This is a genomic window from Stenotrophomonas sp. 05N37 (assembly GCF_056397365.1).
The window spans coordinates 74814-101160 of the sequence record NZ_JBFTNG010000001.1 but is presented as its reverse complement, the minus strand read 5'-3'; the positions used below and the strand labels follow the sequence as shown (position 1 = coordinate 101160).

Sequence of the window (26347 nt, the reverse complement as noted above, 5' to 3'; positions counted from 1 at the left end):
CGCTAAAGTTGCGCGGTGGACAACCGATATCGGCGGCAGCGCGGTGCGCTTAAAAGGCAGGCGGGCCTGCGTTTACGTAGCGATACAATTTGTGACGCGCGGGTGATGGGCATGCTCCAGCGCGGACAGCAGCGGCAGTCGCGCGCGGGCAAACAGGTCTGCAATCGCCGACGCGTCCGCAGGCATTGCCAGCAGATAGCCCTGGATCTGGTCCAGGCCGATGGCCGTCAGCACGTCGAGCTGTTCCTGATGCTCCACGCCTTCGGCCACGGTGAGGTAGCCGAGTTCGTGGGCGAGATGGTGGATCGCCGAGACTTTCGCCCTTGCGCGCGGATCCGTGCCGATGCCGTCGATCAGGGATTTATCCAGTTTCAAGGTGCGGATCGGCAGGTCGGACAGGTAGCTGAAATTGCTGTAGCCGCTGCCGAAGTCATCGACGGCGATCTTGACGCCTGCTTGGGTCATCGCCTGGATCTGCGCGACGGCAGGGGAGTCGGGGCCCAGCCACTCGCCCTCGGTGATCTCGAATTCGACCATCGCAACCGGAATGGCGCGACGCGACAGCTTCGCGCGGATGACCTCCCAGGCAGTGCCGCTGGTGAGATAGCTGCTGGGCAGGTTGATGGAGAGGGGAACCTCCACGCCTTGCGTCCGCCACGCCTGCAGCTGGTCCAGCGCCGCATCCAGCACCCAGTCGGTGACCAGCGCCATGAGCGCAGTCTGTTCGAACACCGGGATGAACTCGAGCGGGCTGATGGGCCCGAGGACGGGATGGTTCCACCGGATCAGTGCCTCGGCGGACACGGGATTGCGCGAAGTGGCGTCGAAACGGGGCTGGTACACCAGGTGGAATTCGCCGTTGGCAATGCCACGCTCGGCATCCGAGGCCAGGCGGTAGGCGCGGTGGACCGACTGATCCCGCGCTGCGGAGTACCAGCACAGCGTGCGGCCCGCGTCGAACGCATCGTACAGGCCCACCAGCAGTTTCCGCAGCAACTCGTGGCTGCCTTCGCCACTCTCGATGGGGCAGACGCCGGCATGGAAACGCGGTGACATGGGCACGGCGGCAGCCATCAGCGGACGCAGCATGCGACCCCGCAACTCCAGGACCAGGCTTTCGACCTGGCGCGTGCTGGACATGCTTACGATGAAGGCGAAGCGCGTCACCCCCACGTGGTAGACCGTGGCGAACCCGTCCAGCGCGGTGCGCAGGCGAACCCCGGCGCGCCGTATCAGCGCCTCCAAGGGCTGCAGTCCAAGCACCTGGCCGACCTGGCTGGCCCGGGGGATGTCGAGCACGTCCACGACCACGGCGTAGTGCGTGCCGGTGGCGCCGGAGGCGACGATGCCGGGGAAATCGGCATGCAGCTGGTGGCGACTGGGGAGGCCGCTGACCGGGTCCAGCCGGCCGGACAGGTTGCGCAGCTCCAACTGCCCCATCACCAGCTGTGCCAGGCTCGCCAGTTGCTCGCAGTCGCGCGGGAGGAACACGCGGGGCGTGGAGTCCATGATGCAGAGGGCGCCGATGGCCACCCCGTTCCTGGCCACCAGGGGCGCGCCCGCATAGAAGCGGAGGTGGGGAGCACCGACCACCAGCGGGTTGTCCTGGAAGCGGGGATCGGCCTTCAGGTCGGCGACCACGAACACGTCATTGGCGGTGATGGCGTGGGCGCAGATGGACGCGCGGATGCACGTTTTGGCCACCGGCAGCCCGATCCGGGACACGAAGCGCTGTTCCACATCGCCCAGCAGCGAGACGAAGGCGACAGGGGCGTCGAAGGTGTAACTGGCAAGGCGGGTGATGTGGTCCAGCGAGGGAAGTGCACCGACATCGGTCATCTGCATCGCGCCGAGAACGGCGCGTCTTTCATCTTCCTGGGTGACGGGGGGGCTCATCGCGTTTCGGCCATAGGGGGGAGTGCGATGGAGCGGCGAACGTGCGCTGCATCGCCGTCCGCTTTCTTCCCCATCGCCGCCTATGTACGAGCCCCGGGGCCATTTGGATTCACCCGACCGCGCAGTCGGCTGAATTATTCAACGCCAGGCGCGACATGCCTGCTGCGCCGCGCAGCGCGTGCCGGAAAGGTGACGCAATTCGTCAAGGTGTTGACGGTGCGGGGCGCACATCGACCTTATGCGGCGGATGACGGGCGCGCCGTCCTATCGCGCCGCCCTCCGTGGCTCACTGCCCCTGCGTAGCAAACCGCAACCGATTGTGGTCCGGATCCACAACCATCATTTCGCGCCCGCCCCACGGCACGTCGGCCGGCGCGCGGAACACCGCGACGCCGGCTGCCGCGAAGGCGCGATGCAGCGCATCCACGTCCGGCACGTGGAAATACACCGCGCCACCGGGTTCGCAGTCGCCGGCATGTTCGCTGAGGAACAACAGCTGTCCTTCGCGGCTGATCTGCACGAACAGTGGCATGCCTGGTTCGAAACGGTGTTCCCAGTCGATCGCAAAGCCCATGCGCTGGTAGAACGGTACGCTGACGGCGGCATCGGTCATGCGCAGTTGGGGGATGACGGTCTGTGGCATGGCGGTCTCGGCAGGCAGGGGGGGCAGGGCGTGGCTGATGGTAGCGCCGTGGGCGCGGCCTGGCTGTCTACCTGCGATGCCGCGGGCAAGCAAAGGGGGCCGGCTGCGGCAGCCGGCCCCCTCCGCTTTATGCAGTGGCTTGTGCCTGCTGGCCTGCGGCCTCGGCCACCGTGCGTGCCTTGTCGAACGCCGCGGCGGCCTTGGCAGGCGTGGCCAGGTGCTGGAAGCGGACCCGGCCTGGCTGGCCGCGCTTTCCCTTGCGGATGGCCAGCACGCAGGCATCGCGGTCCAGGCGCAGGGTGGTGACCTCGCGCTCGCTGGCGAGCTGCAGGCGCACGACGTCCGCGTCGCCGCGTTGGCCATGCCAGAGCAGGGCGATGTCGGCGACGTCGCGGTCCAGGGCATCCAGCAGGGTGTCCACCAGTGCGGTGCGCACCCCGCCATGGGCGCTGTACTGGTAGCGCCTGTCCACGGCAGGATCGAGTGGGATCACCTGTTGGTCTTCATTTTCGGCGTCAGCCAGCAGCCACTGCGGCTGGCCATGGGCGTCCACCACCAGCGGCCGGTGGCCATCGACGGCGGCGCTGGCCAGAATCTCGGCCGGTGACAGCAGGCGGCGGCCATGGCCGGGGTAGTGCCAGCCGGTGCAGGCATGGTGCTGCCAGTACGCCACCAGCGCGGCGGGCAGGGGGTGGCGGCGGGAGGCGGCCAGCGCGTCGATGTCGGCCGCGCTGGCGGGGCCGTCGCGGCGCACGCCCAGGGCGGTACCCGCGGGCTGCAGCACGTGCGCGGCGAGGTAGCTGACCACCACGTCCACGGTCTGCTCCAGTGATTCGGCCAGCGTGCCGGCGTGGACGGCGCGCACTTCCGCGAGCCAGTCCAGAACGGACAGATCCTGCGGCCGCTTGAAGTCGTCCTGGTACTCGATGGTGTAGGTGAAGCCGCCCGCGCGGCGTGCGTCCACTTCCAGCGCGTTCACCGCGGCCAGCGCGGCATCGCCGAGCAGACGATTGCCGTCGGCGCCGGTCCAGGCCTGGTTGCGCAGGCGCAGGTAGGTGCCACCGGGCTTGCGCGGGTTGCGCAGGGTGCGCGACACCTCGCCATGGCCGGCGCGGTACCAGGGGTCGCAGGCCACGAACGCTCTGGGCGGGTTGGCGGTGACCGTGGCAAACCACTGCGCCGCCTCGGCAGCGCTGGCAAAGCGCAGTGCCAGGTTGACCTGGCCGGCGGCATTGTTTTCGCCGTGGATGACGTTGATGGCGGCGCCCAGGCGGGTCCAGTCATAGAAGGTCTCGCCCTTCCAGCACATCCACCGTTCGGAGACCTCGGTCGCGTCGTGGAAGAACGCCGGGCCTTCGTCGCGCAACGTGTAGCCCTGTAGCTGGAAGGGCGGGGCGACGATGGCGTAACCGTCAAAGTAGTGCGTGTTGCCCAGGACGTCCTGGAACAGGGTGGCGCCGCTGGCAGGGTCGCGGCACCAGGCGAACGCGGCGGTGCCGCCCGCCAGTTGGCCCAGGGCCTGCAAGGTGATGCGGGTGTCCGGCGTGCCGTCGGCACGCGCCTGCTGGAGGCGCGCATGCAGGCTGACCAGTTCGCGTTCGGCCTTGCCATCGAGCGCGTCCTGCAGCCTGGCCTGCAGATCGGCCGTGCTGAAGGGATCGAACGCGGCATCGGTGCGCGCACCGGGTTCCCGTGCGGGCCCGTCGATGGCGGTGGCGCGATGATGGAAGGCGCGTACCTGGGCCGGCTGCTGCTGGAGCAGCGCCAGCGAGCTACCCAGCAGCAGGAGGTACTTGAGCTGCGCGCGCGAGGCGCTGTCGTCCGGCAACGGCCAGTCCAGCACGAGCGCGGCCACGTCCAGGGCCGGCTGGGTGCGCTTGTCCCAGGTATGCACGCTGACGCAGTAGGTGGCGGCAGCGGCGATGTGGGGCGATTCGCGCAGGCGCTGCATGACCTGCGCATGCAGCGGCGGCGACCAGCAACCGTGCAGTGCCCAGTAGACGCCTCGCACGTAGGCCTGTTCTTCCCAAAGCCGATCGATCAGGAAGCTGGCGGTATCGGGATCCTGCTTGCCGAGCTCGCCCAGGCTGTTGTACAGGCTGGACAGCACGGCCTCGCTGGCCGGCTGGCCGGCGGCCATGGCCGCCGATTCCGCCTGCAGGGCCTTGCGCAGGGCGGGGGCGAGGTCGGGCGTGCCCAAGCCGTCCAGGACGCGCGGCGACCAATGGTCGTCCTGGCGCGCCTGCACGCGCGCCAGGGCCCAGTGGAACAGGCGCTGGCGCTGGGCGGTGTCCAGCGCGACCTGGAATGCCTGGATGGCCTGCCCGAGCCGGTCCACCAGCACGCTCTTCACCGGTGCCCGCGCTAGCAGCGCCATCAGCGGCTCGAACAGGCGGGCATCACCCCAGAGCGTCTGCATGCCCGCAAGAACGGCGTCGGCTCGCGCGTCGGCATCCATTTCGGCGCTGATGTCGCCCGCGGGTGGCTCCTCGCCGATCAGGGCGATGAGCATGGGCACCAGCCCGTCACCCGGATCGGTGATGCTCGCGCAGATGTCCGGCAGCAGACGCCGCTGCAGGCGCGGCGCCAGCTGCGGCAGGGCGCGCTGCAGCAGCGCGCCACGGCTGTGCAGGGGGCTGCCCAGCACGAAGCGGATGGCCCATTCGCGGTCTTCGTCGGTGTCGGCCAGCTCCGGACGACGCGTCAGGCGGATGGCCATGGCTTCGCGGGTGGCCGGCGCGGCGGCCGCGACGCCCTCGGCAAAGCTGGGCGCATCCCAGATGGTGAGGAGGTCGTCGGCCAGGTGGCGCAGGTGTGCCCGTGCCTCGGCGGCGATCACCTCCGCGCCCAGCAGGGTCTGTGCGTGCTCGAGCATGTCCAGCACGCGCGTCATCAGGTCGTCCCATGCCAGCAACGGGGTGACCACCTGCAGCAGGGCATCGCCATCGCTGATCAGCGGCAGGATGGGATGCAGGGTTTTCACCGCGTCCAGCGGGGCGTGCGCGGTGGCGGCCATCAGGCGGGTGGCGCGGTCGGCCGCGGCACCGGCGGGCTGGCCGAGGTGGTTCTGCAGGTAGGCGCGCAGCGCCCACACCGCCGTCGCGTCCGCCTGGATGCGGTCGAGCGACTGCAGGGCCTGCGCGGCATCGAAGGCGTCGGGGTCGTTCTGCAGCGCGAGGGTGAGCTCGTCCACCAGCTCCATGCCGACGGTGTGCGGGGATACCGCCATGGCGCGCAGCCGTTGCTGCAGCGGTGCAGCCGTGTCGATCTGGGCGAGGATCAGCAGGCGCGCACGACGGTGGGCAAACCCGGGGACGACCGCGATGTCGGCGTCATCGGCCAGGTGCCCGAACACGGCGACGAAGGCCTGCAGCAGCGGCACCTCGGTCGGCCCGATGGCCGCCAGCACCTTGGCCAGGCGCGCGTCCTGCCCCAGCAGGCTGGCGTGCAGCAGCCAGTACAGGGCCAGGTGGGGGTCGCCGGCCAGGCGTGGCAGTTCCTTCCGGAAGCAGCGCTGGTCGTCGCCCTGCTCGGGGAACAGCGGGATGTAACAGGTGTACGCGTCGACGGCCAGGGTGTTGGGGCTGTGCAGGGCGTTGCCCTGGGGGTCGCGGGCGGGCAGCGCGAGGGCGTGCATCAGCCACTGGTAGCGTGCCAGCAGCGCGGGGCTGTCGCCGGCCCGGGCGTCGGGCGTGCAGGCGTATTCGGCCAGCAACGCGGCTTCGGAGTCTTCGCCCCTGGCCAGCCGGGCGCGGCAGGCCAGATAGTCCTCGAGGCTGGCAAAGCGCAGCTCCAGCTGCCGTGTTTCGTGATCCTGCCACCACACGCTGCCGTCGCCGCGCAGGTCCAGCAGGGTGTAGTTGTCGCCGCTGTCGTCGAGCACCACGAAGCCGGACAGGGTCTTGTCGATGCCGCCGAAGTACAGCGGGTTGCGCGACAGGTGCGCGTGGACCAGGTCGTCGAGGTCGGCCTGGGAGACATCCGTATCGATCGCCGCGGCAATCGCGGCAGTAACGGGCAGCGCATAGAAGCGCGACAGGGAAGCGGTGTCTTGCATGGGACATCCATGTTGTTGAGGTGACCCGCGCGGCGCGACCGGCGCAGGATGACGGCGGCGTATTCCCCACGCTGCCGTCACATTCTAGGCGGAGCGCGACAGCGGCAGTCAATCCGGTTGGCCCTGCGCGGCCCGGCGGCTGGATGGCGAAGGCGACGAACATAGGGTGGCCGTCCGTGAAACCGGACGCGCGGAGGCGTGCGCCGAGTAGACGCACCGCGATCGCGGTATCTGCGTGACCGCAGAAAGGGGGGGCGGGTGCGTTGGTCGGGTCGATGGCACTGCCCCATGCCGGCGTCGGTGCATCGCTATCGGCGCGAATCCACCGCAATCACGGTCCGTTTGATGCGGATTGAGGGTGCTCGAAAAGAAAGTCTTAATGATTCAGTGTGCGTTATCAGTGAGCTGCACCTAGGGCGAATGGATAAGCACATGCCGTTTGCGCATGTCGGTTCACGCAACTGTCGTGCCAGGTTCACGGCGCATTGATTGGGCGGGAGAGTAGATTCGAACCACGCCCCAAGTAGTGGCTGGGGTTTCCCCCCGTCTTCGCGGTTTTCTCCTGAATATTGCTTGCGCCGGACAGTCCGGTTCGAGATGGAGGTTGCTGCGTCGTGTTTCTCTGCCATCGAGCCCCCCATGCCCACGCACCCGCTTCCCCTCGCGTCTTCTGCCAACCGTGCAGACGCTCTCCCACATCCTGATGCCATCCGCGTACGCCGGGCCCCGCCGTCGCTGCTGCAACGCGGGCTGGTGGGTCGTTCCAATGCTGCGCCGGACGCTGCACGCCGCGTGCTGTTCGTGGCCTCGGAGATGGCCGACTACGTGAAGGCGGGCGGTCTGGGCGACGTGGCGGCAGCACTGCCACGTGCGCTGCGCGACCGCGCCGACATGCGGGTGCTGATCCCAGGCTACAGCGAAGTACTCGCGCGCACCGGCCCGATCCAGGTGGTGGGCCAGACCGAGGCGCACGCCGCACTGCCGGCGTGTGTGATCGGCCACACCGTGCTGGAGGATGGCCTGCCGGTGTATGTGCTGATCTGCCCGGAGCTGTACGAACGCGACGGCAGCCCCTATGTGGACAACGCCGGAGAGCCGTGGGCGGACAACGCCGTGCGGTTCGCCACGCTGTCGCGCGCCGCGGCACTGATCGCCGCGGGTGAAGTGGGCATGGAATGGCAGCCGGACCTGCTGCATCTCAACGACTGGCCCTGTGCCTTGGCCGCTGCCTACGTGCGCTGGCTGGGCAGCGCGGCGTCGTGCCTGCTGACCATCCACAACCTGGCCTACCAGGGCCTGTTCCCCAGCGCGCTGGCGGCGGACCTGGGCATCGACGAGGCGCAGTGCGAGGCGCTGGCGTTCCATGGGCAGCTGTCGTTCCTGCGCGGTGGCATCGTGCATGCCGACCAGGTGAACACGGTGAGCGTCAGCTACGCCGCGCAGATCACCGCGCCGGCCGAGGGCTGCGGACTGGACGGGCTGCTGTCGGGCCGCGCCGCGCTGGGTCACCTCAGCGGGATCGTCAATGGCATCGACGCCAGCTGGGACCCGAGCACGGACCGGCACCTGCCGGCGCACTTCGACGTGCGCAGTTTCGATGGGCGCGACCACAACGCGCGCCACGTGCGCCGCGCCTTCGGGTTGCCGGAGAGCCGTGGGCCGTTGTTTGCGGTGGTCTCGCGGCTGGTGCACCAGAAAGGCCTGGACCTCACCTGCGACGTCGCGCCGCAGATCGTGGCGGCCGGTGGGCAGCTGGTGATCATCGGCGGCGGCGAGCCGGCGATCGAGGAGCAGGTGCGCGCGCTGGCGCGACGCTTCCCGGGCAGCGTGTCGGCGTATATCGGATTCGATGAAACCCTGGCGCGGCGGATGTTCGCCGGTGCCGATTTCCTGCTGATGCCGTCGCGGTTCGAGCCGTGCGGGCTCAGCCAGATGTATGCGCAGCGCTTTGGCTGCCTGCCCATCGCGCATGCGACCGGTGGGCTGATCGATACGGTGGACGACGGCGTCACCGGCTTCCTGTTCAACGGCCCGGACGCGGACATGCTGCGCCGCTGCGTGCAGCGCGCCTTCCGTACCTTCCGCCAGCCGCGCCTGATGGCCGCCATGCGTCGCGCGGCCATGCTCCGCCCCAGCGGTTGGGAGGTGGCAGGCACGCACTACATCGACCTGTACCAGCGCACCGCCGAGGCGCGCGCATGACGATGGGGTGCGAATTGCTGGTGCCCGCACCGCAGGGGCAGGACGGCGTTTCAGGTGCGCCGGCCGCCGATGAGCCGATGTCCGCGGCGTTGGCTGCGCTGGCTGCGGGCGCCCCCGGCGACGCGTTCGCGCTGCTGGGGCCACACCAGGACGGCCATGGTCGCTGGCGGCTGCACGTATTGTTTCCCGGCGCGTTGGCCGTGCAGCGGCGCGACGCGGGCGGGCGCTGGCAGCCGATGGCGGCGCTGGGCGACGGCGTGTTCGTGTCCCCGTGCGAGGGCGCGGCGGTCGCGCTGCTGCGGGTGGACTGGGGCACGCATCAGCAGGAGATCGAGGACGTGTTCGGCTTCGGGACCCAGTTGGACGCGGCCCTGCTTGCCGGCATCCCCGCCGGGGATCCGCACAGCATCCGTACCGGCCTGGGCGCGCAGCTTGCGTTCGACCAGGGCGTGCAGGGCGTGCGCTTCTCGGTCTGGGCGCCGAATGCGCGCCGGGTCGCGGTGGTGGGTGAATTCAATGGCTGGGATGGCCGGCGCCATCCGATGCGGTTGCGGGCCGAGGCCGGCGTCTGGGAAATCTTCGTGCCGCGCGTGGCGGCCGGGGCACGTTACAAGTTCGAGATCATCGCCGCCGACGGCGCGCACCTGACCGACAAGGCCGACCCGATGGCGCGCCAATGCGAGCCGCTGCCGGGCACCGCGTCGGTGGTGGGGTCCGATGCAGGCCATGCATGGCAGGACCAGGCGTGGATGCAGGCGCGCGCCGCCAATGCCGCCGGTGCGATCTCCATCTATGAACTGCATGCCGGCTCCTGGCGTCGCGGTGCCGATGGCGCGGTGCTGGACTGGGACCAGTTGGCCGATGCGCTCATTCCCTACGTGCTGCAGCTGGGCTTCAGCCACGTGGAACTGCTGCCGGTCAGCGAGCATCCGTTCGGTGGCTCGTGGGGCTACCAGCCGCTGGGGCTGTATGCGCCTACCGCGCGGCATGGCGATCCGGAAGGGTTCGCACGCTTCGTGGACCGCTGCCACCAACAGGGCCTGGGCGTGATCGTGGATTGGGTGGGCGCGCATTTCCCCTCCGATGCGCACGGCATGCAGCGCTTCGACGGCACCGGCCTGTACGAACACGAAGACCCGCGCCAGGGCCTGCACCCGGACTGGGACACGCTGATCTACAACTACGGGCGCAGCGAGGTGTCCGGGTTCCTGATCGGCAGCGCGCTGGAGTGGATCGATCGTTTCCATATCGATGGCCTGCGCGTGGACGCAGTGGCGTCGATGCTCTACCGCGACTACAGCCGCGAGGACGGGCAGTGGATTCCGAACGCGCATGGTGGCCGCGAAAACCTGGAGGCCATCGATTTCCTGCGGGCACTCAACAGCGCCATTACGACCACCCATCCCGGGGTGGTGGTGATCGCCGAGGAGTCCACGGCGTGGCCCGGCGTGACCGCGCCGGCCGCCGAGGGCGGGCTGGGTTTCTCCCACAAATGGAACATGGGCTGGATGCACGATACGTTGAGCTACCTGCAGCGCGACCCGATCCACCGCTCGCACCACCACAGCGAGATGACCTTCAGCGCGATGTATGCGTTCTCCGAGCAGTTCGTGCTGCCGCTCTCGCATGATGAAGTGGTGCACGGCAAGGGCTCGTTGCTCGGCAAGATGCCGGGGGACCGCTGGCAGCAGCTGGCCAACCTGCGCGCCTACTACGGTTTCATGTGGGCGCACCCGGGCAGCAAACTGCTGTTCATGGGCGGCGAGTTCGCCCAGGCCACCGAGTGGAACCACGACGGCGAACTGGACTGGGCGCTGGCCGCGCAACCGGAGCATACCGGCGTGGCACGCGTGGTCGCCGACCTGAACCGGCTGCTGCGCGACATCCCCGCGCTGCGGCACGGCAATCGCAGCGAGGACGGCTTCGAGTGGAGCGTCGGCGATGACCACGTCAACAGCGTGCTTGCCTTCATCCGCCATGACGTGCACGGCAGTGGCGGGGCATTGCTGGCGGTGAGCAACTTCACCCCGGTCGCGCGGCATGGCTATCGCGTGGGGGTGCCGCGCGCCGGCCGCTGGCGCGAGGTCTTCAACAGTGACAGCCGCTTCTACGGTGGCAGCGATGCGGGTAACCACGGGCAGGTCGACGCCCAGTCGATCGCCATGCATGGCCACGCGCAGTCGATCGAGCTCACGTTGCCACCACTGTCCACCCTCTACCTCCAGGTGGTTGAGTGACGCCTGCGCGGCGGCAACTTGGCGCATGGCGGCAGGAGGACGGCGGGTACTGCTTCCGGTTATGGGCACCGGCGGCGGACCGCGTGGAACTGTTGCTGGACGGCGAGATAGTGGCGATGGCCCCCGAGGATGATGGCTGCCATGCGGTGTCCTGCGCATGCGCACCGGGCACACGTTATCGCTTCCGCATCGACGGCACGTTGAGCGTGCCGGACCCGGCGTCGCGTTGGCAGCCGGAGGGACTGAAGGGCGCCAGCGCGGTCCCCGATGAAGACGCCTATGCCTGGCAGACGACCGGTGGCGCGGGGCGCCCCTGGGCCGAGGCGGTCCTGTATGAGGTGCACGTGGGCGCCGTGGGTGGGTATGCGGCGCTGCAGGCGCAGTTGCCGGCATTGGCCGCGATGGGCATCACCGCCCTGCAGTTGATGCCGTTGGCGACGTTCGCAGGTACCCGCAACTGGGGCTACGACGGTGTGCTGCCCTATGCACCGGCGTCGGTGTATGGCACCCCGGACGAGCTGAAGGCGCTGGTGGATGCCGCCCATGCGCTGCGCATGATGGTGCTGCTGGACGTGGTGTTCAATCATTTCGGGCCGGAGGGCAACCACCTGGCCGCCTACGCACCGCAGTTCTTCCGCGAGGACGTGCGCACGCCATGGGGCGCGTCCATCGACTTCCGGCAGCCGTGGGTGCAGCGTTTCTTCATCGACAACGCGCTGATGTGGCTGCGCGAGTATCGCTTCGACGGCTTGCGCCTGGACGCGGTGCACGCGATCCATCCACAGACCTTCCTGGTGACGCTGCGTGAGGCGATCCATGCCGACGGTCCCGCGCACGCGGTGGACCTGGTGGTGGAAAACGAGAACAACGCGGCCTCGCTGCTGGGTGAGGGCTATACCGCACAGTGGAATGACGATTTCCACAACGCCTTGCACGTGCTGTTGACCGGAGAAACCGAGAGCTACTACGCCGACTTCGCCGGCGAGCCGGCCGCGCGCCTGGCCCGGGTATTGGCGGAGGGGTTTGCCTGGCAGGGCGAGGTGAACCGGCATGGCAATCGCCGTGGCGAGCCCAGCGCGGGCTTGTCGCCGGACCATTTCGTGGTGTTCGCGCAGAACCACGACCAGATCGGCAACCGCGCGTTCGGTGACCGGCTGCAGGGCTCGGTGGCGCCCGCGCGGCTGCGCGTGGCGCATGCGTTGACCGCACTCACGCCCATGGTGCCGCTGTTTTTCATGGGGGAGCCATGGGGCGCCAGCGAGCCCTTCCTGTTCTTCACCGACTTCGAGCCACCGTTGGACCAGGCGGTACGCGACGGGCGGCGCAAGGAGTTCAGCCAGCTCAAGGCGTTCGCTGATCCAGGCTCGCGCGACAAGATTCCCGATCCCAATGCGGTGGACACCTTCCTGGCGTCGCGCTGCCCGCTGCCGTCACCGGCAGCACTGGCGGGCAACCCGTGGCTGGAGGACTTCACGACCTTCCTGGCCCTGCGTCGGCGCTATCTGGTGGGCGGCGCGGGGCAGGCACGCAGTCTCGGTGGGACCGTGTTGGCCGAGCGGGCGATCGCCGCCGGCTGGGCATTGCCCGATGGCGAGTGGTGGCTGGCCTTCAACCTGGGTGAGACGCCGGTCGCCACCACCCTGCCAGCGGGAGAGACCGTACTGCAACTGGGCCACCTCGATGACCAGGGCCGCTTGGCGCCCGCATCGCTGGTCGCGTGCTGGGTGGCGCGATGACGACCGCGGCGGACGAACTGGCGGGCCTGGCCGCGGCCGTGGGCGTGATGGTCGACTGGCACGACATCCATGGTGTCGCGCGCCGGGTGGAGCCGGACACGCTGGTCGCGGTGCTGGATGCGCTGGAATGGCGCGCGGCGACCACCGCGCAACGGGCGGACAGCCTTCGGCGCTGCGCGGCCGAGCGCGCGCAGCCGCGTCTGCGCACGGCGCAGGCGGGTGCGCGCATCGTCGTCGGGTCGCCCGATGCGGGGCCCGGGCAATGGTGCGATGAAGCAGGCGACACCGAGCCGGCCCACCAGGACGTCGAGGGTGGCTGGCGGTGCCCGCAGCGGCCCGGCTACTGGACGCTGCGCGTCGGTGCACAGGCGCATGCCGTGGCGGTGGCGCCGGCGCGCTGTTTCGGCGTGGACGACGCCACGGGCGCGGCCACGCCGCGCCGGTGGGGCGCAAGCCTGCAGGTGTACGCGGGGCGCTCGCCGTCGGACGCCGGCATTGGCGACAGTGCCGGGACCGCCGCGTGGTGTCGCCGCGTCCGCGCGGCGGGCGGCGATGCACTGGCACTCAGCCCGCTGCATGCGGCCGGCCGGATCGAGCCGCTGTTCAGCCCCTACTCGCCGAGTGACCGGCGCTATCTGGAACCGATCTACACCGCGCCGCCACCGTGGCTGCGAGAAGACGACCCTGCGCTGGACGCGCCGGCGTCAACGGCGGACGGGCTGATCGACTGGGCAGGCGCGGCCGCCTTCAAATGGGCGCGACTGGCGCGCTGGCATGCGGCCATGCACGCGGCGCCGGACGCCATCCGCGACGATCTTCACCGCCATCGACAGGCCGGCGGGGCGGACCTGGAGCGGTTTGCCATCTTCAACGCGGCGGTGCTGGGCCAGCCGGATCCGGCGCTGCAGACCTTTGCGCAGTGGCTGTCCACCCGCAGCTGGTCGCAGGTGCAGCATCGCGCCCATGCCAGTGGCATGGCGTTCGGGTTGATCGCCGACCTGGCCGTCGGCTTCGTGCCGGACGGCGCCGAAGCGGCGGCGGCAGGCGATACCGCCTTGCGAGGTCTGGTCATCGGCGCGCCGCCGGACGCGTTCGCGCCGCACGGGCAGGTGTGGGGCGTGAGCAGCTACTCGCCCGATGGCCTGCGGCGCACCGGCTTCGCGCCGTTCATCGCGCTGCTGCGCGCGGTGATGCGTGATCGCGGCGGCGTGCGCATCGACCACATCCTCGGCCTGCAACGGCTATGGGTGGTGCCGCAGGGTGCGGGGTCGGATGCGGGTGCCTATCTGCGCTATCCGCTGGAGGACCTGCTCAACCTGTTGGCACTGGAGTCGTGGCGGCATCGCTGCATCGTGATCGGCGAAGACCTGGGCGTGGTGCCCGATGGCATCCGCCAGCGGCTCGCGGAGCGCGGCGTACTGGGCATGGACGTGCTGGCGTTCGCGCGCGCGCCCGATGGCGAGTTCCTGCCGCCCAACCTGTGGCGGACGATGGCGGTGGCCACGACCGGCACGCACGATCTGCCCACCCTGGTCGGCTGGCAGCGCGGCGAGGACATTGCGGTGCGCGCGCAACTCGGGCAGGAAGACCCCGCGGCCACTGCGCAGGCCATGGAGCGGCGCCGCGAGGAAGCAGCGCAGCTGGCCAGCGCAGTGGGCGCCGATACCCTGTGTCCGGAGGCGTTGCACGATGCAGCCCTGGCGTTCGTGGCGGCCGGTCCTGCACCGTTGGCGCTGCTGCCCGTGGAAGACGCACTGGGCCTGCGCGAGCAGGTCAATCTGCCCGGCACGGTGGCGGTGTATCCCAACTGGCGGCACCGCCTGCCGCTACCGTTGCCCAGGCGCACGTTGCACGCGGCACTGCGCCGCTTCGCAACGGCCCGCGGCGGGGAGCACTGAGCCATGGTCCCGTTCCGCGCCACCGCACGGGTGCAGTTGCATGCCGGGTTCACCTTCGATGACGCGCGTGCGCAGGTCGACTACTACGCCGCGCTGGGCGTCAGCCACCTGTACCTGTCGCCGATCACCCGCGCCGTGGACGGGTCCACGCATGGCTACGACGTGATCGATCCAACCGTGGTCAGCCCGGCGCTGGGCGGCGAACCCGCGCTGCTCCGTTTGGCCGCGCAGGCGCGTGCCCACGGGATGGGCCTGATCGTGGACATCGTGCCCAACCACGTGGCGGCGCACCTGAGCAACCCGTACTGGGCCGACGTGCTGCTGCACGGCCGGGACAGCCGGTATGCGGCGTGGTTCGACATCGACTGGCAGGCACCGGGTCGCCACGGCAAGCTGTGGCTGCCGGTGTTGGACAGGCCGCTGGCGACGGCATTGGCCGAGGGCCAGCTGCAGGTGGAACGGGATGCCGCCGGGGGTGCCTGGCTGGCGCTTGCCGGTAGCCGCTACCCGTTGGCCACCCAGGCCCTGCCCGATGCGGGGCCCGAGCCGTCCACGCAGGCCATGTCCGCCTTGCTCGCCGCGCAGGCCTATCGCCTGGCGTGGTGGCGCAGTGGCGATGCCCGGGTCAATTACCGGCGATTCTTCACCGTTACCGCGCTGGCGGCATTGCAGATGGAGCGCAGCGAAGTCTTCGATGCCGTGCATGCGCTGCCGTTGCGGTTGGCCGCGGAGGGCGTCATCGATGGCGTCCGCGTCGACCACGTGGATGGCCTGCGCGACCCCGCCGCCTACCTGCGGCGACTGCGCGGTGCACTCGACGTGGCCGGTGCCGGGCGACAGCTGCCGGCCGGTACGCTGGGGCTGTGGGTGGAGAAGATCCTCGGCCCAGACGAGCGGCTTCCCGCCGACTGGCCCTGCGATGGCAGCACCGGCTACGACTTCATGGACGAGGCCGGCGCGGTGCTGCATGACATCGGCGGCGGCCGGGTGCTGGACCAGCACTGGCGCCAACTGACGGCGGACCCGCGCAGCGTGGAGCAGGTCGAGCGGCAGGCGCGCGCCGAGGTGCTCGACAACGGGCTGCGCGCGGAGTTCGACGCGCTGGTCGCCCTGGCAGCGAGGGTGGCCGAGGAAGAGGGCGGGGCGGCCGCCGATTTCGGCAGCGCGCTGCTGGCGACCGCGATCGCGCGCCTGCTGGCGTACTTCCCGGTGTACCGCAGCTACCTCACCGACGCCGCCGCCGGGCCCGCAGACGAGGCGGTCTGGGCGCAGGCCGCCACCGCCGCGCGCGCCGGCGCCGAGCCCGCGGTGGCCGGCGTCATCACCCACATTTTGGGGTGGATGTTGCAGGCCCCGTCAGCGGGTGCTCCGTCCGGGCTGCTGCGTCTGCGCCAACAGGTCCAGTTGCTCAGCGCACCGCTCAATGCCAAGGCCGTTGAGGATTGCAGCTTCTACCGGTATGCGGCGCAACTGTCGCGCAACGAGGTGGGGACCCATCCCGCGCGGCGCGGCCTGCTGCCGAAGGACTTCCACGCACGGGCAGCCGAGCGCGGCCGCGCCCACCCGCGCGCGCTGCTGGCCACCGCCACCCACGACCACAAGCGCGGCGAAGACGCGCGCATGCGACTGGCGGTGCTGTCTCATTGGCCAATGTGGTGGCGCACGATCACGCGCCGCCTGGACCGCCTGGCGCTGCCACTGGGCGGGTCGTCGCTCCATCCCGGCGATCGCCAGATGCTGTGGCAGACGCTGGTGGCGGCATGGCCGGCGCACGGTCGGCAGGTGCCGGACGACCTGCTGCCGCGCCTGCTCGGCTGGCAGCGCAAGGCGCTGCGCGAGGGCGGACTGCGCAGCAGTTGGCGCGATCCGGATGCAGCCTATGAAGCGGCTGCCGGGGAAGTGCTCCGCAATGTATGCGAGTCGTCGGCCGGGCAGGCGCTGCGGCAGGTACTGCACGCGGCCGTGGCGCGGGTGGCGCCGGCGGGTGCCCGGCTGAGCCTGGCGCAGACCGCGCTGCGCCTGACCGTGCCGGGTGTTGCGGATCTTTATCAGGGCACCGAAGGCTGGGACCTGTCCCTGGTCGATCCGGACAACCGCCGGCCGGTGGACTACGCCGCGCGGCGGCGACTGTTGGACGATGCCCGGCCGTGGCCGCAACTGCTCAACAATTGGCATGACGGTGCGGTCAAGGCGCGGCTGCTGCACGCGCTGCTGCAGGTGCGCCGTCGCTGGCCGGCGCTGTTCGCCCACGGGGACTACCGCCCCCTGCGCACCACCGCGCCGGACCGCGTGCTGGCGCTCTGCCGTGAGCACGGCCAGCAGCGCGTGGTGCTGGTGGTGGCCATCGATACCACCGCAGGCCCGGCGCCGTGCGCTACTGCCGCGTTGCCGGCGCGGTTCTGGGGCGCGGCACGCGTCGAGATCCCGGTAGCGCGCTATCGCAACGTGCTCACCGGACTGCCTGTAGACATTCAGAACGCCTTTACTCCGCTGCGGGCGCTGTCTGCGGACAGCCCCGTGACCGTGTTGATCCATCCATGAAGCCCGGACCCATGCAAGAACAAGAACGACGCGAACGCATCGAAGAACTGGCCCGCCAGATCTGGGAGGCCGAAGGCCGCCCGGACGGGCAGGGCGTGCGCCATTGGCTGATGGCCGAGCGGTTGCTGCAGGCCGAACTGCAAGCCGCCGCCGGCAAGGAGGGCGGCCAATGAGCGCCCATCCCACTGTACCGGGCTCGCGCGTTCGCGCCGGCCGCCCGTTCCCGCTCGGCGCCACATGGGACGGCGTGGGCGTCAATTTTTCGCTGTACAGCCGCCACGCCACCAAGGTGGAGCTGTGCCTGTTCAACGAGCGCGGGCGCGAGGTGGAGCGGATCGTGCTGCCCGAGTACACCGACGAGATCTGGCACGGTTACCTGCCCGACGCTCGCCCCGGCCAGCGCTACGGCTACCGCGTGAATGGGCCTTATGCGCCGGACGCCGGCCATCGCTTCAACCCGAACAAACTGCTGCTGGACCCGTACGCCAGGCAGATCGTCGGCCAGTTGAAATGGGCGCCGGCCCTGTTCGGCTACAGCATCGGGCACCGCGACAAGGACCTGAGTTTCGACAAGCGCGACAGCGCGCCGTTCATGCCCAAGTGCGCGGTGGTCGATCCGGCCTTCACCTGGGGCCATGACCGTCCGCCATGCGTGGCCTGGGAAGATACGGTGATCTACGAAGCGCATGTGCGTGGGCTCACGATGCGGCACCCGGACGTGGCCGAAGCGGCGCGCGGCACGTTCTCCGCGCTCAAGCACGATGGCGTGCTGGACCATCTCAGGCACCTCGGCGCCACCGCGCTGGAGCTGCTGCCCATTCATGCGCATGTCGACGACCAGCACCTGCTGGAGCGCGGGCTGCGCAACTACTGGGGCTACAACACGCTGGCCTTCTTCGCGCCGGACCCGCGCCTGCTGTCCACCAACGCCATCGCCGAGTTCAAGCAGATGGTGGCCGGTGTGCACGCCGCGGGCCTTGAAGTGATCCTGGACGTGGTCTACAACCACACTGCCGAAGGCAACGAGCTGGGGCCGACGTTGTCGTTCAAGGGCATCGACAACGCCAGCTACTACCGGCTCGCCGACGACCCGCGCTATTACATCAACGATACCGGCACCGGCAACACCTTCGACCTGACCAACGCCGGCGCGCTGCGCATGGTGATGGACTCGCTTCGCTACTGGGTGCAGGACATGCACGTGGACGGCTTCCGCTTCGACCTGGCCACCATCCTGGGCCGCGAGCGCTCCGGCTTCGATCCGTCCGGCAGTTTCCTCGACGCGGTGCGCCAGGACCCGGTGCTGAGCCAGGTGAAGCTGATCGCCGAGCCGTGGGACATCGGCCCGGGCGGCTACCAGTTGGGCCAGTTCGCGCCGGGCTGGGCCGAATGGAACGACAAGTTCCGTGACAACGTACGTGCGCTGTGGCGTGGCGATGGCGGCCAGTTGGCCGAGTTCGCCACGCGCATCATGGGCTCGGCCGACCTGTTCAACCACAAGGGCCGGCGACCGGCGGCATCGATCAATTTCGTCACCGCCCACGATGGGTTCACCCTCCACGACCTGGTCAGTTACAACGACAAGCACAACGAGGCCAACGGCGAAGACGGGCGCGACGGCAGCGACCACAACATCTCCTGGAACCATGGCGTGGAGGGCCCCACCGAGGACGCGGCGGTGCTGGCGCTGCGGGCGCGGCAGATGCGCAACCTGCTGGCCAGCCTGTTGTTCTCGCAGGGCACGCCGATGCTGCTGGCCGGCGACGAGTTCGGGCGCACCCAGCAGGGCAACAACAACGCCTACTGCCAGGACAACGAGCTGACCTGGCTGGACTGGGCGCAGGCGGGCTCGGCGGCCGGCGCGCAGCAGGCGGCGTTCGTCCGCAAGGCGCTGAAGCTGCGGCGCCGCTACCCGCAGTTGCGGCGCGGGCGTTTCCTCGAAGCGCGCGACGACGTGGCCGACACCGCGATCGAATGGCTGCGCGCCGATGGCGGGCCGATGCACGAGGCGGACTGGAACGATCCGGAGGCGCGGGTGCTGATGTTGAAGCTGGGGGGCAACGACGCCCACAGCCACGAACCCGGTCCCGAGCACGAAACGCTGCTGCTGCTGTTCAATGCCGGGCACGGCGAGGTGCGCTTCGACGTGCCCGGGGTGCCGGAGCGGCCCTGGCGGGTATTGCTGACCAGTGTCGACAGCCCTGCGCCGGCGCTGGACGCACAGGGCGGGCTCACGCTGCCCGAACGCAGCATGGCCCTGCTGGCCAGCCGCCGCGCGCGCGCGCCTGCGGCTGCCTGACGGCACAGCCTGCGCCCGACAGTAGTGCGTGGCGCCCCACGCGGCCCCTCTTTCCCGCCGGCACCCGCGCCGGCGCTGATGGAGGGGCCGCGCAGGCCGGGCGGGCGAGATCGGCACGGCGACGCGATGGATTCGGGGGCGTTATTTCTGAACTAGTCAGGCACGTGCATGCGCCCTTCACATCTGGCGCTGCAACGTATGCCCTCAGCTACCTGAATTGATTTAAGCTCGCGTCCCGGCCCCCATTCATTGCCATGAAGGGAGGCTCTTTCTCTCTCCATTTCTCATCAGGACCCTCCATGGCGGCTTTGCAGCAGCGCACGATCGATCTTATCCGCAGCCACCATGACCAGGTGGTGTCGCAATGGCTGCAGCATCTGGCGGCAGGGAGCCAGGCCCACGACGCCCGGTTGTCCGCGCGCGAACTGGACAGCCAGGCGCGCGAACTGTGGCGCCTGCTGCTGGACGCCCTGTCCGCCAACATCGGCAGCCTGGCCGGCCCGGAGTGGCAGGAGATCCGGCGCTTCCTCGAGACCCTGTCCCGCGACCGCGTGCTGAAGGGATTCAATTCGGCCGAGACCGCCAGCTTCCTGTTCTCGCTCAAGCGCCCCTTGTTCGAGCTGATCCAGCAGGGCTACGCCGACGATTCGGCGCAGCTGGCCGACCAGCTGTGGGCGATCTCCGAACTGCTCGACCTGCTCGGCCTGCACAGCGTGCAGGCGTTCCAGAAGACCCGCGAGGATGTGATCCAGCGCCAGCAGGAGGAAATGCTGGAGCTGTCCACCCCGGTGGTGAAGCTGTGGGAGGGCGTGCTGGCGCTGCCGATGATCGGCACGCTCGATTCGCAGCGCACGCAGGTGGTGATGGAGTCGCTGCTGCAGCGCATCGTCGACACCGGCTCGGAGATCGCCATCATCGACATCACCGGCGTGCCCACGGTGGACACCCTGGTGGCCCAGCACCTGCTGAAGACGGTCACCGCGATCCGCCTGATGGGCGCCGATGCGATCATCAGCGGGGTGCGCCCGCAGATTGCCCAGACCATCGTGCACCTCGGGCTGGACCTGCAGGGCATCGTGACCAAGGCCAACCTGGCCGACGCGCTCGCCCTGGCGCTCAAGCGCACCGGGCAGACGGTGGTGCGGGCAGAGCGCTGACATGGAACGGATCCCGATCCTGCAGATGGGCGATCTGCTGCTGGTGACCATCCAGGTGGACATGCATGACCAGCTTGCGCTGACCCTGCAGGACGACCTCAGCGAAAAGATCCGTCGCACCTCCGCCCGGGGCGTGTTGATCGACATCTCCGCGCTGGACATCGTGGACTCCTTCATCGGCCGCATGATCTCCACCATTTCCTCCATCGCCCGGATCATGGATGCCACCACCGTCGTGGTGGGCATGCAGCCGGCGGTGGCCATCACCCTGGTGGAGCTGGGCCTCACCCTGAGCGGCGTGCGCACTGCACTCAATGTCGAGCGCGGTATGCAGCTGTTGCAGCGTTCCGATGACCTGACGCCATGACCGCGGCCAGTGGGACCCTGCCGATCCGGATCGAGCAGGACGTGGTCCTGGCGCGCCAGACCGCGCGCCAGGTGGCCGTGGCCTGCAACCTGCGCCTGATCGACCAGACCAAGCTGGTCACCGCCGCCAGCGAGCTGGCACGCAACGCGGTGATCTACGGCGGCGGCGGCACGATGGAGTGGGAAATCCTCGAAAGCGGCCTGCGCAAGGGCGTGCGCCTGGTCTTTGCCGACCAGGGCCCGGGCATCCCGGATCTGGCACAGGCGCTTACCGATGGCTGGTCGTCCGGGTCGGGCATGGGGCTGGGGTTGTCCGGCTCGCGCCGGCTGGTGGATGAGTTCGACCTGGACAGCGCACCGGGCGCAGGTACGCGCATCACGATCACCAAATGGACCTGACCTTTGCCGGGCACCTGACGCGGGTCGTGGTGATCGAAGAGACCTCGCAGGTGGGGCAGGCACGGCGCGAGGCGCTGGCGCTTGCCGGGCAGGTCGGCTTCGACGAGACCGATGCCGCGCGCGTGGCGCTGGTGGCGACCGAGCTGGCCACCAACCTGGTCAAGCACGCGCGTGGCGGGCGCATGTACCTGTCCGTTGCCGCGGGTCGCGCCGGCCCGGGCGTGGAACTGTGCACGCTCGATGACGGCCCCGGCTTCTCGCTGGCGCAATGCCTGCCCGATGGCTATTCCACCGGCGGCACCCAGGGCAATGGCCTCGGTGCGATCCGCCGTCAGGCCACCTTGTTCGATGCCTGGTCCGACGCGAAGGGCGCGGTGATCGTGGCGCGGGTGTATCCCGCGCGCCCCGGTGGCGCCTGCGACCTGCCCTACGGTGCGTTGCGTCTGCCGATGCGGCATGAGCTGGCGTGTGGGGATGCCTGGCACCTGCGCGTCCAGGGCAGCGCGGTAGCCGTGACGATGATCGATGGCCTCGGCCACGGGCTGCCCGCCGCGGATGCCGCGCAGGCCGGCGTCGCCGCGGCCGGCCAGGCCAGTGGCTTCGACGCGCCGACCCTGGTCGGCGCGCTGCATGCCGGCATGTCCGGCACCCGTGGCGGTGCGGCGGCCGTGGCCAGCCTGGACATGCACACCGGCAGCATCCAGTTCGCCGGGATCGGCAATATCGCCGCCTCGCTCTGTGAGCCCACCAGCTCGCGCGGCATGGCCTCCCACCCGGGCATCGTCGGCGTGCAGTACCGCAAAGCCCAGCCCTTCCAGTTTCACGCGCCGGCAGGCACGCTACTGGTCATGCACAGCGATGGATTGCAGGCGCGATGGAGCCTGCGTGACTACCCCGGCCTGTTCCACCGCCACCCGAGCCTGATCGTGGCGGTTTTGCAACGCGATTTCGACCGTGGCCGCGATGACGTCGGCATCGTCGCCCTGCGCCTTGGAGACCTGCATTGAGCACCCCCCCGGATGACCACGAGGTGCAGCGCCTGCGCCAGCAGGCCGATGCACTGCGCGCCGAACTGGAGGAAACCAACCAGGGCGTGCTGGCCTTGTATGCCGAGCTGGACCAGCAGGCCGAACAACTGCGCGAGGTCTCGGAGCTCAAGAGTCGTTTCCTGTCCTACATGAGTCATGAGTTCCGCACGCCGCTGGGTTCGATCCTGAGCATGACGCGACTGCTCGAAGACGGCATGGACGGCCCGCTGACCGATGAGCAGCGGCGTCAGGTGCGTTTCATCAGCACCTCCACCAGCGAGCTGCGCGAGATGGTGGACGACCTGCTGGACCTGGCCAAGATCGAGGCCGGGCGCATCACCATCTCGCCGGCGTGGTTCGACCTCATGGACCTGTTCTCGGCACTGCGCGGCATGTTCCGCCCGTTGGCCGAGGGCAACCACGTGGACCTGCTGTTCGACGACCCGCCGGCGCTGCCGATGCTCTACACCGACGACAAGAAGCTGGCGCAGATCCTGCGCAACTTCATCTCCAATGCGTTGAAGTTCACCCCGAACGGGCAGGTGGTCGTCTCGGCCTGCCTGGAAGGCGAGCAGTCGGTGCGCTTCAGCGTGCGCGATACCGGCATCGGCATCCCGGCCGAACTGCAATCCACCCTGTTCGAGGACTTCGTGCAGGTCGATACGCCGCTGCAGAAGCGGTTGCGCGGCACCGGGCTGGGCCTGTCGCTGTGCAAGCGCTTCGCCGAGCTGCTCGGCGGGCACGTGGGGGTGGACAGCGTGGTGGGTGAGGGCTCGGTGTTCTACGTGGTGTTGCCGCTCAAGCTGGCGGCGGAGGCTTCGCATGCCGACGCCTGATCGCATCCTGGTCGTGGATGACAACGTGGCCACCCGCTACGCGGTGCGCCGGGTGCTGGAACACCACGGATTCCGCGTGGAGGAAGCCGGGACCGGCGGCGACGGGCTGGCGCGCCTGGCCGAGCAGGATTTCGGTGCGCTCGTGCTGGATGTGAACCTGCCCGACATGAGCGGTTTCGATGTGGTGCGCCAGTTGCGCGAGGATGCGCGGATGCGGCTGCTGCCGGTCGTGCATGTCTCGGCGGCGTCCATCGCCACCGGCGACCTGATCACCGGCCTGAACGCCGGCGCCGACGCTTACCTCATCCATCCGGTGGACCCGGATGTGCTGCTGGCCACCTTGCGCAGCCTGCTGCGCGCCCGGCGTTCGGAGGAGGCGCTGCGCGAGGCCGAGGCGCGTTTCGGCGAGATCTTCCGCCAGATCAATGCGCCGATCGCCGTCCTCGATGCCAGCCTGCAGTCGCAGGACGCCAACGCGGCCTTCGTGCGCCTGCTCGGCGTCGACGCGAGCCGGCCGGGCGCGCTGGAGGCCCTGCTGGCCGACCAGGCAGCGCCGTTGAGTGCACTCAAGGTGGCGCTGGCCGAAGGCGAGCGGTGGCAGGGCACGTTCGCCCTGCGTGCCGATGCGGCGACGCGCATCACCGAGTGGCGGGTAACGCCGTACCGCGCCTCCGGGCAGGGCGTGGTGCTGATCGAGGACATCACCGAACACCATGCGCGCGAGTCCGAGCAGCGCCAGGAACTGGCCAGCGCGACCTCGGAGCTCGCCTTCCAGATCGCCGAGCGGCAACGCACCGAGATCGAGCTGCTGCAGGCCCAGAAAATGGACTCGCTCGGCCAGCTCACCGGCGGCATCGCGCATGACTTCAACAACCTGCTGACCACGATCATCTCCGGTTTGGACATGATCGAGATCGCCGCCACCAGCGGGAAATGGGACAAGGCCTCGCGTTACGTCGAGATCGCCACCGGCTCCGCCCACCGCGCCGCGGCGCTGACCCAGCGCATGCTGGCGTTTGCCCGCAAGCAGCCGCTGGACCCGCAGACCTTCGACGTGGTCGCGCGGATCCGCTCGCTGGAGGACATGCTGCTGCGCTCGATCGGCGAGAACATCGAGCTGGAGCTGGAGCTCGGCCCGCAGCCGATGGTGGCGGTGGCAGACCCCAACCAGTTCGAGAACGTCATCCTCAACCTGGTCATCAATGCGCGCGATGCCCTGGACGGGCAGGGGCTGATCCGGATCCGTGCCGGCCGCACCCACATCGAGCGCGACCACGAGCTGGCGCCCGGGTACTACATCAGCGTGAAAGTGCTCGACAACGGTCGCGGCATCCCGTTGGAGCTGCTCACCAAGGTCTTCGAGCCGTTCTTCACCACCAAGCCACAGGGCGAGGGCACGGGACTGGGCCTGTCGATGACGTACGGCTTCGCCCGTCAGTCCGGCGGCAGTGCCCGCATCGCCAGCGAGGCCGGCGAGGGTACCGAGATCGAACTGCTGCTGCCGGAAGGGGAGTTGGCCGCGACCACGCAGACGGCGGCCCCCACCCAGGTGCCGCGTGGCAGCGCAGAACGCATCCTGCTGGTGGACGATACCGACTCGGTCCGCGTGATGGTGCGCGAGATGCTGGTGGAGGCCGGCTACCAGGTAGTGGAGGCGATCAACGCGCAACAGGCCCTGCTGGAGCTGCATTCAACGCGCGAGGTGGACCTGCTGCTGTCCGATGTCGGGCTGCCGGGGATGAACGGCAGGGAGTTGGCCGATGCCGCCCGTGCGCTTCGCCCGCACCTGCCGGTGCTGTTCGTGACCGGGTATACCGAGAGCGCGGTGGTGCGCCACGAGTTCCTCGGTCCCGGCATGTCGCTGTTGCCCAAGCCCTTCAGCGTGAACGAACTGCTACGCAGCGTCCGCGAGATGTTCTGACCCCACGGGGGACAGCCGGCGCGCGTGCGCTGGCTGTCACTCCGCCTCGCCAAGTCGCGCGCGCCGCGCATGGAACACCTCCGGCGTCTGCGGCTTGATGAACAACGCGACCAGCTCCGGGTACTCGGCCTTGACCGCCTTCTCGATGCGGGTGATGCAGGCCTCGATCTGCGGGGTGGTGCGCGCGTCTTCGAACTCGGCACTGAGCATGGCAACCACCTGGTCCGGCCCCATCTGCATGGTGGTCACGCCGTTGGCGTTGCGCAGGTCCGGGTCGGTGTTGGCCACGGCCAGGATGCGCTTGGCCACGCTCGGGTGCGCCGGCTCGCCGACCAGCAGCCCCTTGGTCTCACGGGCCAGCAGGAAGGCGGTGACCGCCAGCACCGCGGCAATGCACAGCGAGGCCACGCCATCCAGCACCGGCATGTCCAGCAGCTGCGCGGCGACCAGCCCCAGCAGCGCGAAGCCCAGGCCGAGCAGCGCCGCGCTGTCTTCCAGCAGCACGGTGAAGGTGGTCGGGTCCTTGCTGCGCCGGAAGGCTTCGAAGTAGCCCATCGCGCCCTTGGTGGCGCGGAATTCGCGCAGCGCGATCCACCACGACGCCCCCTCGAACACGATCGAGATGCCCAGCACCGAATAGCTGATCAGGTGGTTGGTGGCCGGCTCGGGGTGGCGGATGTGCTGGATGCCTTCATAGGCCGACACGCCGGCACCGGCGGCGAACACCAGCAGGGCCACGATGAAGCTCCAGAAGTACAGCTCGCGCCCATAGCCGAACGGATGCACGGTGTCCGGCTTCTTCTCGGCGCGGCGCAGGCCATACAGCAACAGCAGCTCATTGATGGTATCCACCAGCGAGTGGACGCCTTCGCTGAGCATCGCCGAACTGCCCGACAGGCCGGCGGCGACGAACTTGGCGATGGCGATGCACAGGTTGCCGGCAAGGGCGGCATAGATGACAAGACGGGAGCCGGAGGGCTTGGCCATTGGGGGTGGGGGGCGGGTGGGGGAGGCCCCCATGATCGGCAAGTGGCCGTCCCGGCGGCGTGCAGGGGGGCGTCGACGGCGCCGGTGGGCCGCGCCTGGCCCCGGCGCCGACATCTGGCTGCATCCAATCGGCCCTGTGGCGCG

General features: G+C 69.4%; 17 protein-coding genes. 13 read left to right on the top strand and 4 right to left on the bottom strand.

The features are described from left to right. Positions 1-72 precede the first annotated feature (72 nt). The 3 genes from AC1DGC_RS00445 to AC1DGC_RS00435 form a co-directional block, all read right to left on the bottom strand. Positions 73-1839, bottom strand: coding sequence for a sensor domain-containing diguanylate cyclase (locus tag AC1DGC_RS00445; protein ID WP_478047463.1), 1767 nt, complete (start codon positions 1837-1839; stop codon positions 73-75). Between the two features lie 343 nt (positions 1840-2182). Further along, positions 2183-2539: a bleomycin resistance protein gene (locus AC1DGC_RS00440; RefSeq protein ID WP_394163478.1), complete on the bottom strand. Its 357-nt coding sequence runs from the start codon at positions 2537-2539 to the stop codon at positions 2183-2185. 127 nt (positions 2540-2666) lie between these two features. Continuing rightward, complete coding sequence (locus AC1DGC_RS00435; protein ID WP_478046972.1) at positions 2667-6596, bottom strand: hypothetical protein; 3930 nt, start codon at positions 6594-6596, stop codon at positions 2667-2669. Between the two features lie 639 nt (positions 6597-7235). Between AC1DGC_RS00435 and glgA the strand changes: the two genes are divergently transcribed. From glgA to AC1DGC_RS00370, 13 genes are all read left to right on the top strand, one after another. Then, entirely contained in the window at positions 7236-8798 is a 1563-nt protein-coding gene (glgA, locus tag AC1DGC_RS00430) for a glycogen synthase GlgA (protein WP_449334509.1), read from the top strand. A gap of 77 nt (positions 8799-8875) precedes the next feature. Next, positions 8876-11035, top strand: coding sequence for a 1,4-alpha-glucan branching protein GlgB (glgB, locus tag AC1DGC_RS00425; RefSeq protein ID WP_394163614.1), 2160 nt, complete (start codon positions 8876-8878; stop codon positions 11033-11035). Further along, entirely contained in the window at positions 11032-12771 is a 1740-nt protein-coding gene (gene treZ / locus AC1DGC_RS00420; RefSeq protein WP_478046971.1) for a malto-oligosyltrehalose trehalohydrolase, read from the top strand. Before glgB ends, treZ begins: the two co-directional genes overlap by 4 nt. Continuing rightward, positions 12768-14669: a 4-alpha-glucanotransferase gene (malQ, locus tag AC1DGC_RS00415; protein WP_478046970.1), complete on the top strand. Its 1902-nt coding sequence runs from the start codon at positions 12768-12770 to the stop codon at positions 14667-14669. Before treZ ends, malQ begins: the two co-directional genes overlap by 4 nt. 3 nt (positions 14670-14672) lie before the next feature. Next, on the top strand, positions 14673-17210 hold the full coding sequence (treY, locus tag AC1DGC_RS00410; RefSeq protein ID WP_478046969.1) for a malto-oligosyltrehalose synthase: 2538 nt from the start codon (positions 14673-14675) through the stop codon (positions 17208-17210). 11 nt (positions 17211-17221) lie between these two features. Further along, positions 17222-17383 carry a DUF2934 domain-containing protein gene (locus AC1DGC_RS00405; protein WP_394163490.1) on the top strand — a complete coding sequence of 54 codons (162 nt, stop codon included), beginning with the start codon at positions 17222-17224 and terminating at the stop codon, positions 17381-17383. Beyond that, positions 17380-19509, top strand: coding sequence for a glycogen debranching protein GlgX (gene glgX / locus AC1DGC_RS00400; protein WP_478046968.1), 2130 nt, complete (start codon positions 17380-17382; stop codon positions 19507-19509). Before AC1DGC_RS00405 ends, glgX begins: the two co-directional genes overlap by 4 nt. A 299-nt stretch (positions 19510-19808) precedes the next feature. Further along, complete coding sequence (locus tag AC1DGC_RS00395; protein WP_478046967.1) at positions 19809-20666, top strand: STAS domain-containing protein; 858 nt, start codon at positions 19809-19811, stop codon at positions 20664-20666. A 1-nt stretch (position 20667) separates the two neighbouring features. Then, positions 20668-21033 (top strand): STAS domain-containing protein, encoded by a 366-nt coding sequence (locus AC1DGC_RS00390; protein ID WP_259203052.1) that lies wholly within the window; start codon positions 20668-20670, stop codon positions 21031-21033. Continuing rightward, the gene (locus AC1DGC_RS00385) at positions 21030-21431 is read left to right on the top strand and encodes an anti-sigma regulatory factor (RefSeq protein WP_259203051.1); all 402 of its coding nucleotides are present in this window, start codon (positions 21030-21032) and stop codon (positions 21429-21431) included. The genes AC1DGC_RS00390 and AC1DGC_RS00385 overlap by 4 nt, the downstream gene beginning before the upstream one ends. Beyond that, positions 21422-22438 carry an ATP-binding protein gene (locus tag AC1DGC_RS00380; protein ID WP_478046966.1) on the top strand — a complete coding sequence of 339 codons (1017 nt, stop codon included), beginning with the start codon at positions 21422-21424 and terminating at the stop codon, positions 22436-22438. The genes AC1DGC_RS00385 and AC1DGC_RS00380 overlap by 10 nt, the downstream gene beginning before the upstream one ends. Further along, positions 22435-23295, top strand: coding sequence for a sensor histidine kinase (locus AC1DGC_RS00375; protein ID WP_394163497.1), 861 nt, complete (start codon positions 22435-22437; stop codon positions 23293-23295). Before AC1DGC_RS00380 ends, AC1DGC_RS00375 begins: the two co-directional genes overlap by 4 nt. Continuing rightward, positions 23282-25216: a response regulator gene (locus AC1DGC_RS00370; protein ID WP_394163499.1), complete on the top strand. Its 1935-nt coding sequence runs from the start codon at positions 23282-23284 to the stop codon at positions 25214-25216. Before AC1DGC_RS00375 ends, AC1DGC_RS00370 begins: the two co-directional genes overlap by 14 nt. A gap of 36 nt (positions 25217-25252) precedes the next feature. Here AC1DGC_RS00370 and AC1DGC_RS00365 read toward each other — a convergent pair whose 3' ends face one another. Beyond that, complete coding sequence (locus AC1DGC_RS00365) at positions 25253-26203, bottom strand: cation diffusion facilitator family transporter (RefSeq protein WP_259203047.1); 951 nt, start codon at positions 26201-26203, stop codon at positions 25253-25255. Positions 26204-26347 lie beyond the last annotated feature (144 nt).

What these genes read in the sequence shown, in the direction of transcription:
- AC1DGC_RS00445 (WP_478047463.1), bottom strand. Translation starts at nt 1,839, where the DNA reads ATGACCGATGTCGGTGCACTTCCCTCGCTGGACCACATCACCCGCCTT.
- AC1DGC_RS00440 (WP_394163478.1), bottom strand. Translation starts at nt 2,539, where the DNA reads ATGCCACAGACCGTCATCCCCCAACTGCGCATGACCGATGCCGCCGTC.
- AC1DGC_RS00435 (WP_478046972.1), bottom strand. Translation starts at nt 6,596, where the DNA reads ATGCAAGACACCGCTTCCCTGTCGCGCTTCTATGCGCTGCCCGTTACT.
- glgA (WP_449334509.1), top strand. Translation starts at nt 7,236, where the DNA reads ATGCCCACGCACCCGCTTCCCCTCGCGTCTTCTGCCAACCGTGCAGAC.
- glgB (WP_394163614.1), top strand. Translation starts at nt 8,876, where the DNA reads ATGTCCGCGGCGTTGGCTGCGCTGGCTGCGGGCGCCCCCGGCGACGCG.
- malQ (WP_478046970.1), top strand. Translation starts at nt 12,768, where the DNA reads ATGACGACCGCGGCGGACGAACTGGCGGGCCTGGCCGCGGCCGTGGGC.
- treY (WP_478046969.1), top strand. Translation starts at nt 14,673, where the DNA reads ATGGTCCCGTTCCGCGCCACCGCACGGGTGCAGTTGCATGCCGGGTTC.
- AC1DGC_RS00405 (WP_394163490.1), top strand. Translation starts at nt 17,222, where the DNA reads ATGCAAGAACAAGAACGACGCGAACGCATCGAAGAACTGGCCCGCCAG.
- glgX (WP_478046968.1), top strand. Translation starts at nt 17,380, where the DNA reads ATGAGCGCCCATCCCACTGTACCGGGCTCGCGCGTTCGCGCCGGCCGC.
- AC1DGC_RS00395 (WP_478046967.1), top strand. Translation starts at nt 19,809, where the DNA reads ATGGCGGCTTTGCAGCAGCGCACGATCGATCTTATCCGCAGCCACCAT.
- AC1DGC_RS00390 (WP_259203052.1), top strand. Translation starts at nt 20,668, where the DNA reads ATGGAACGGATCCCGATCCTGCAGATGGGCGATCTGCTGCTGGTGACC.
- AC1DGC_RS00385 (WP_259203051.1), top strand. Translation starts at nt 21,030, where the DNA reads ATGACCGCGGCCAGTGGGACCCTGCCGATCCGGATCGAGCAGGACGTG.
- AC1DGC_RS00380 (WP_478046966.1), top strand. Translation starts at nt 21,422, where the DNA reads ATGGACCTGACCTTTGCCGGGCACCTGACGCGGGTCGTGGTGATCGAA.
- AC1DGC_RS00370 (WP_394163499.1), top strand. Translation starts at nt 23,282, where the DNA reads ATGCCGACGCCTGATCGCATCCTGGTCGTGGATGACAACGTGGCCACC.
- AC1DGC_RS00365 (WP_259203047.1), bottom strand. Translation starts at nt 26,203, where the DNA reads ATGGCCAAGCCCTCCGGCTCCCGTCTTGTCATCTATGCCGCCCTTGCC.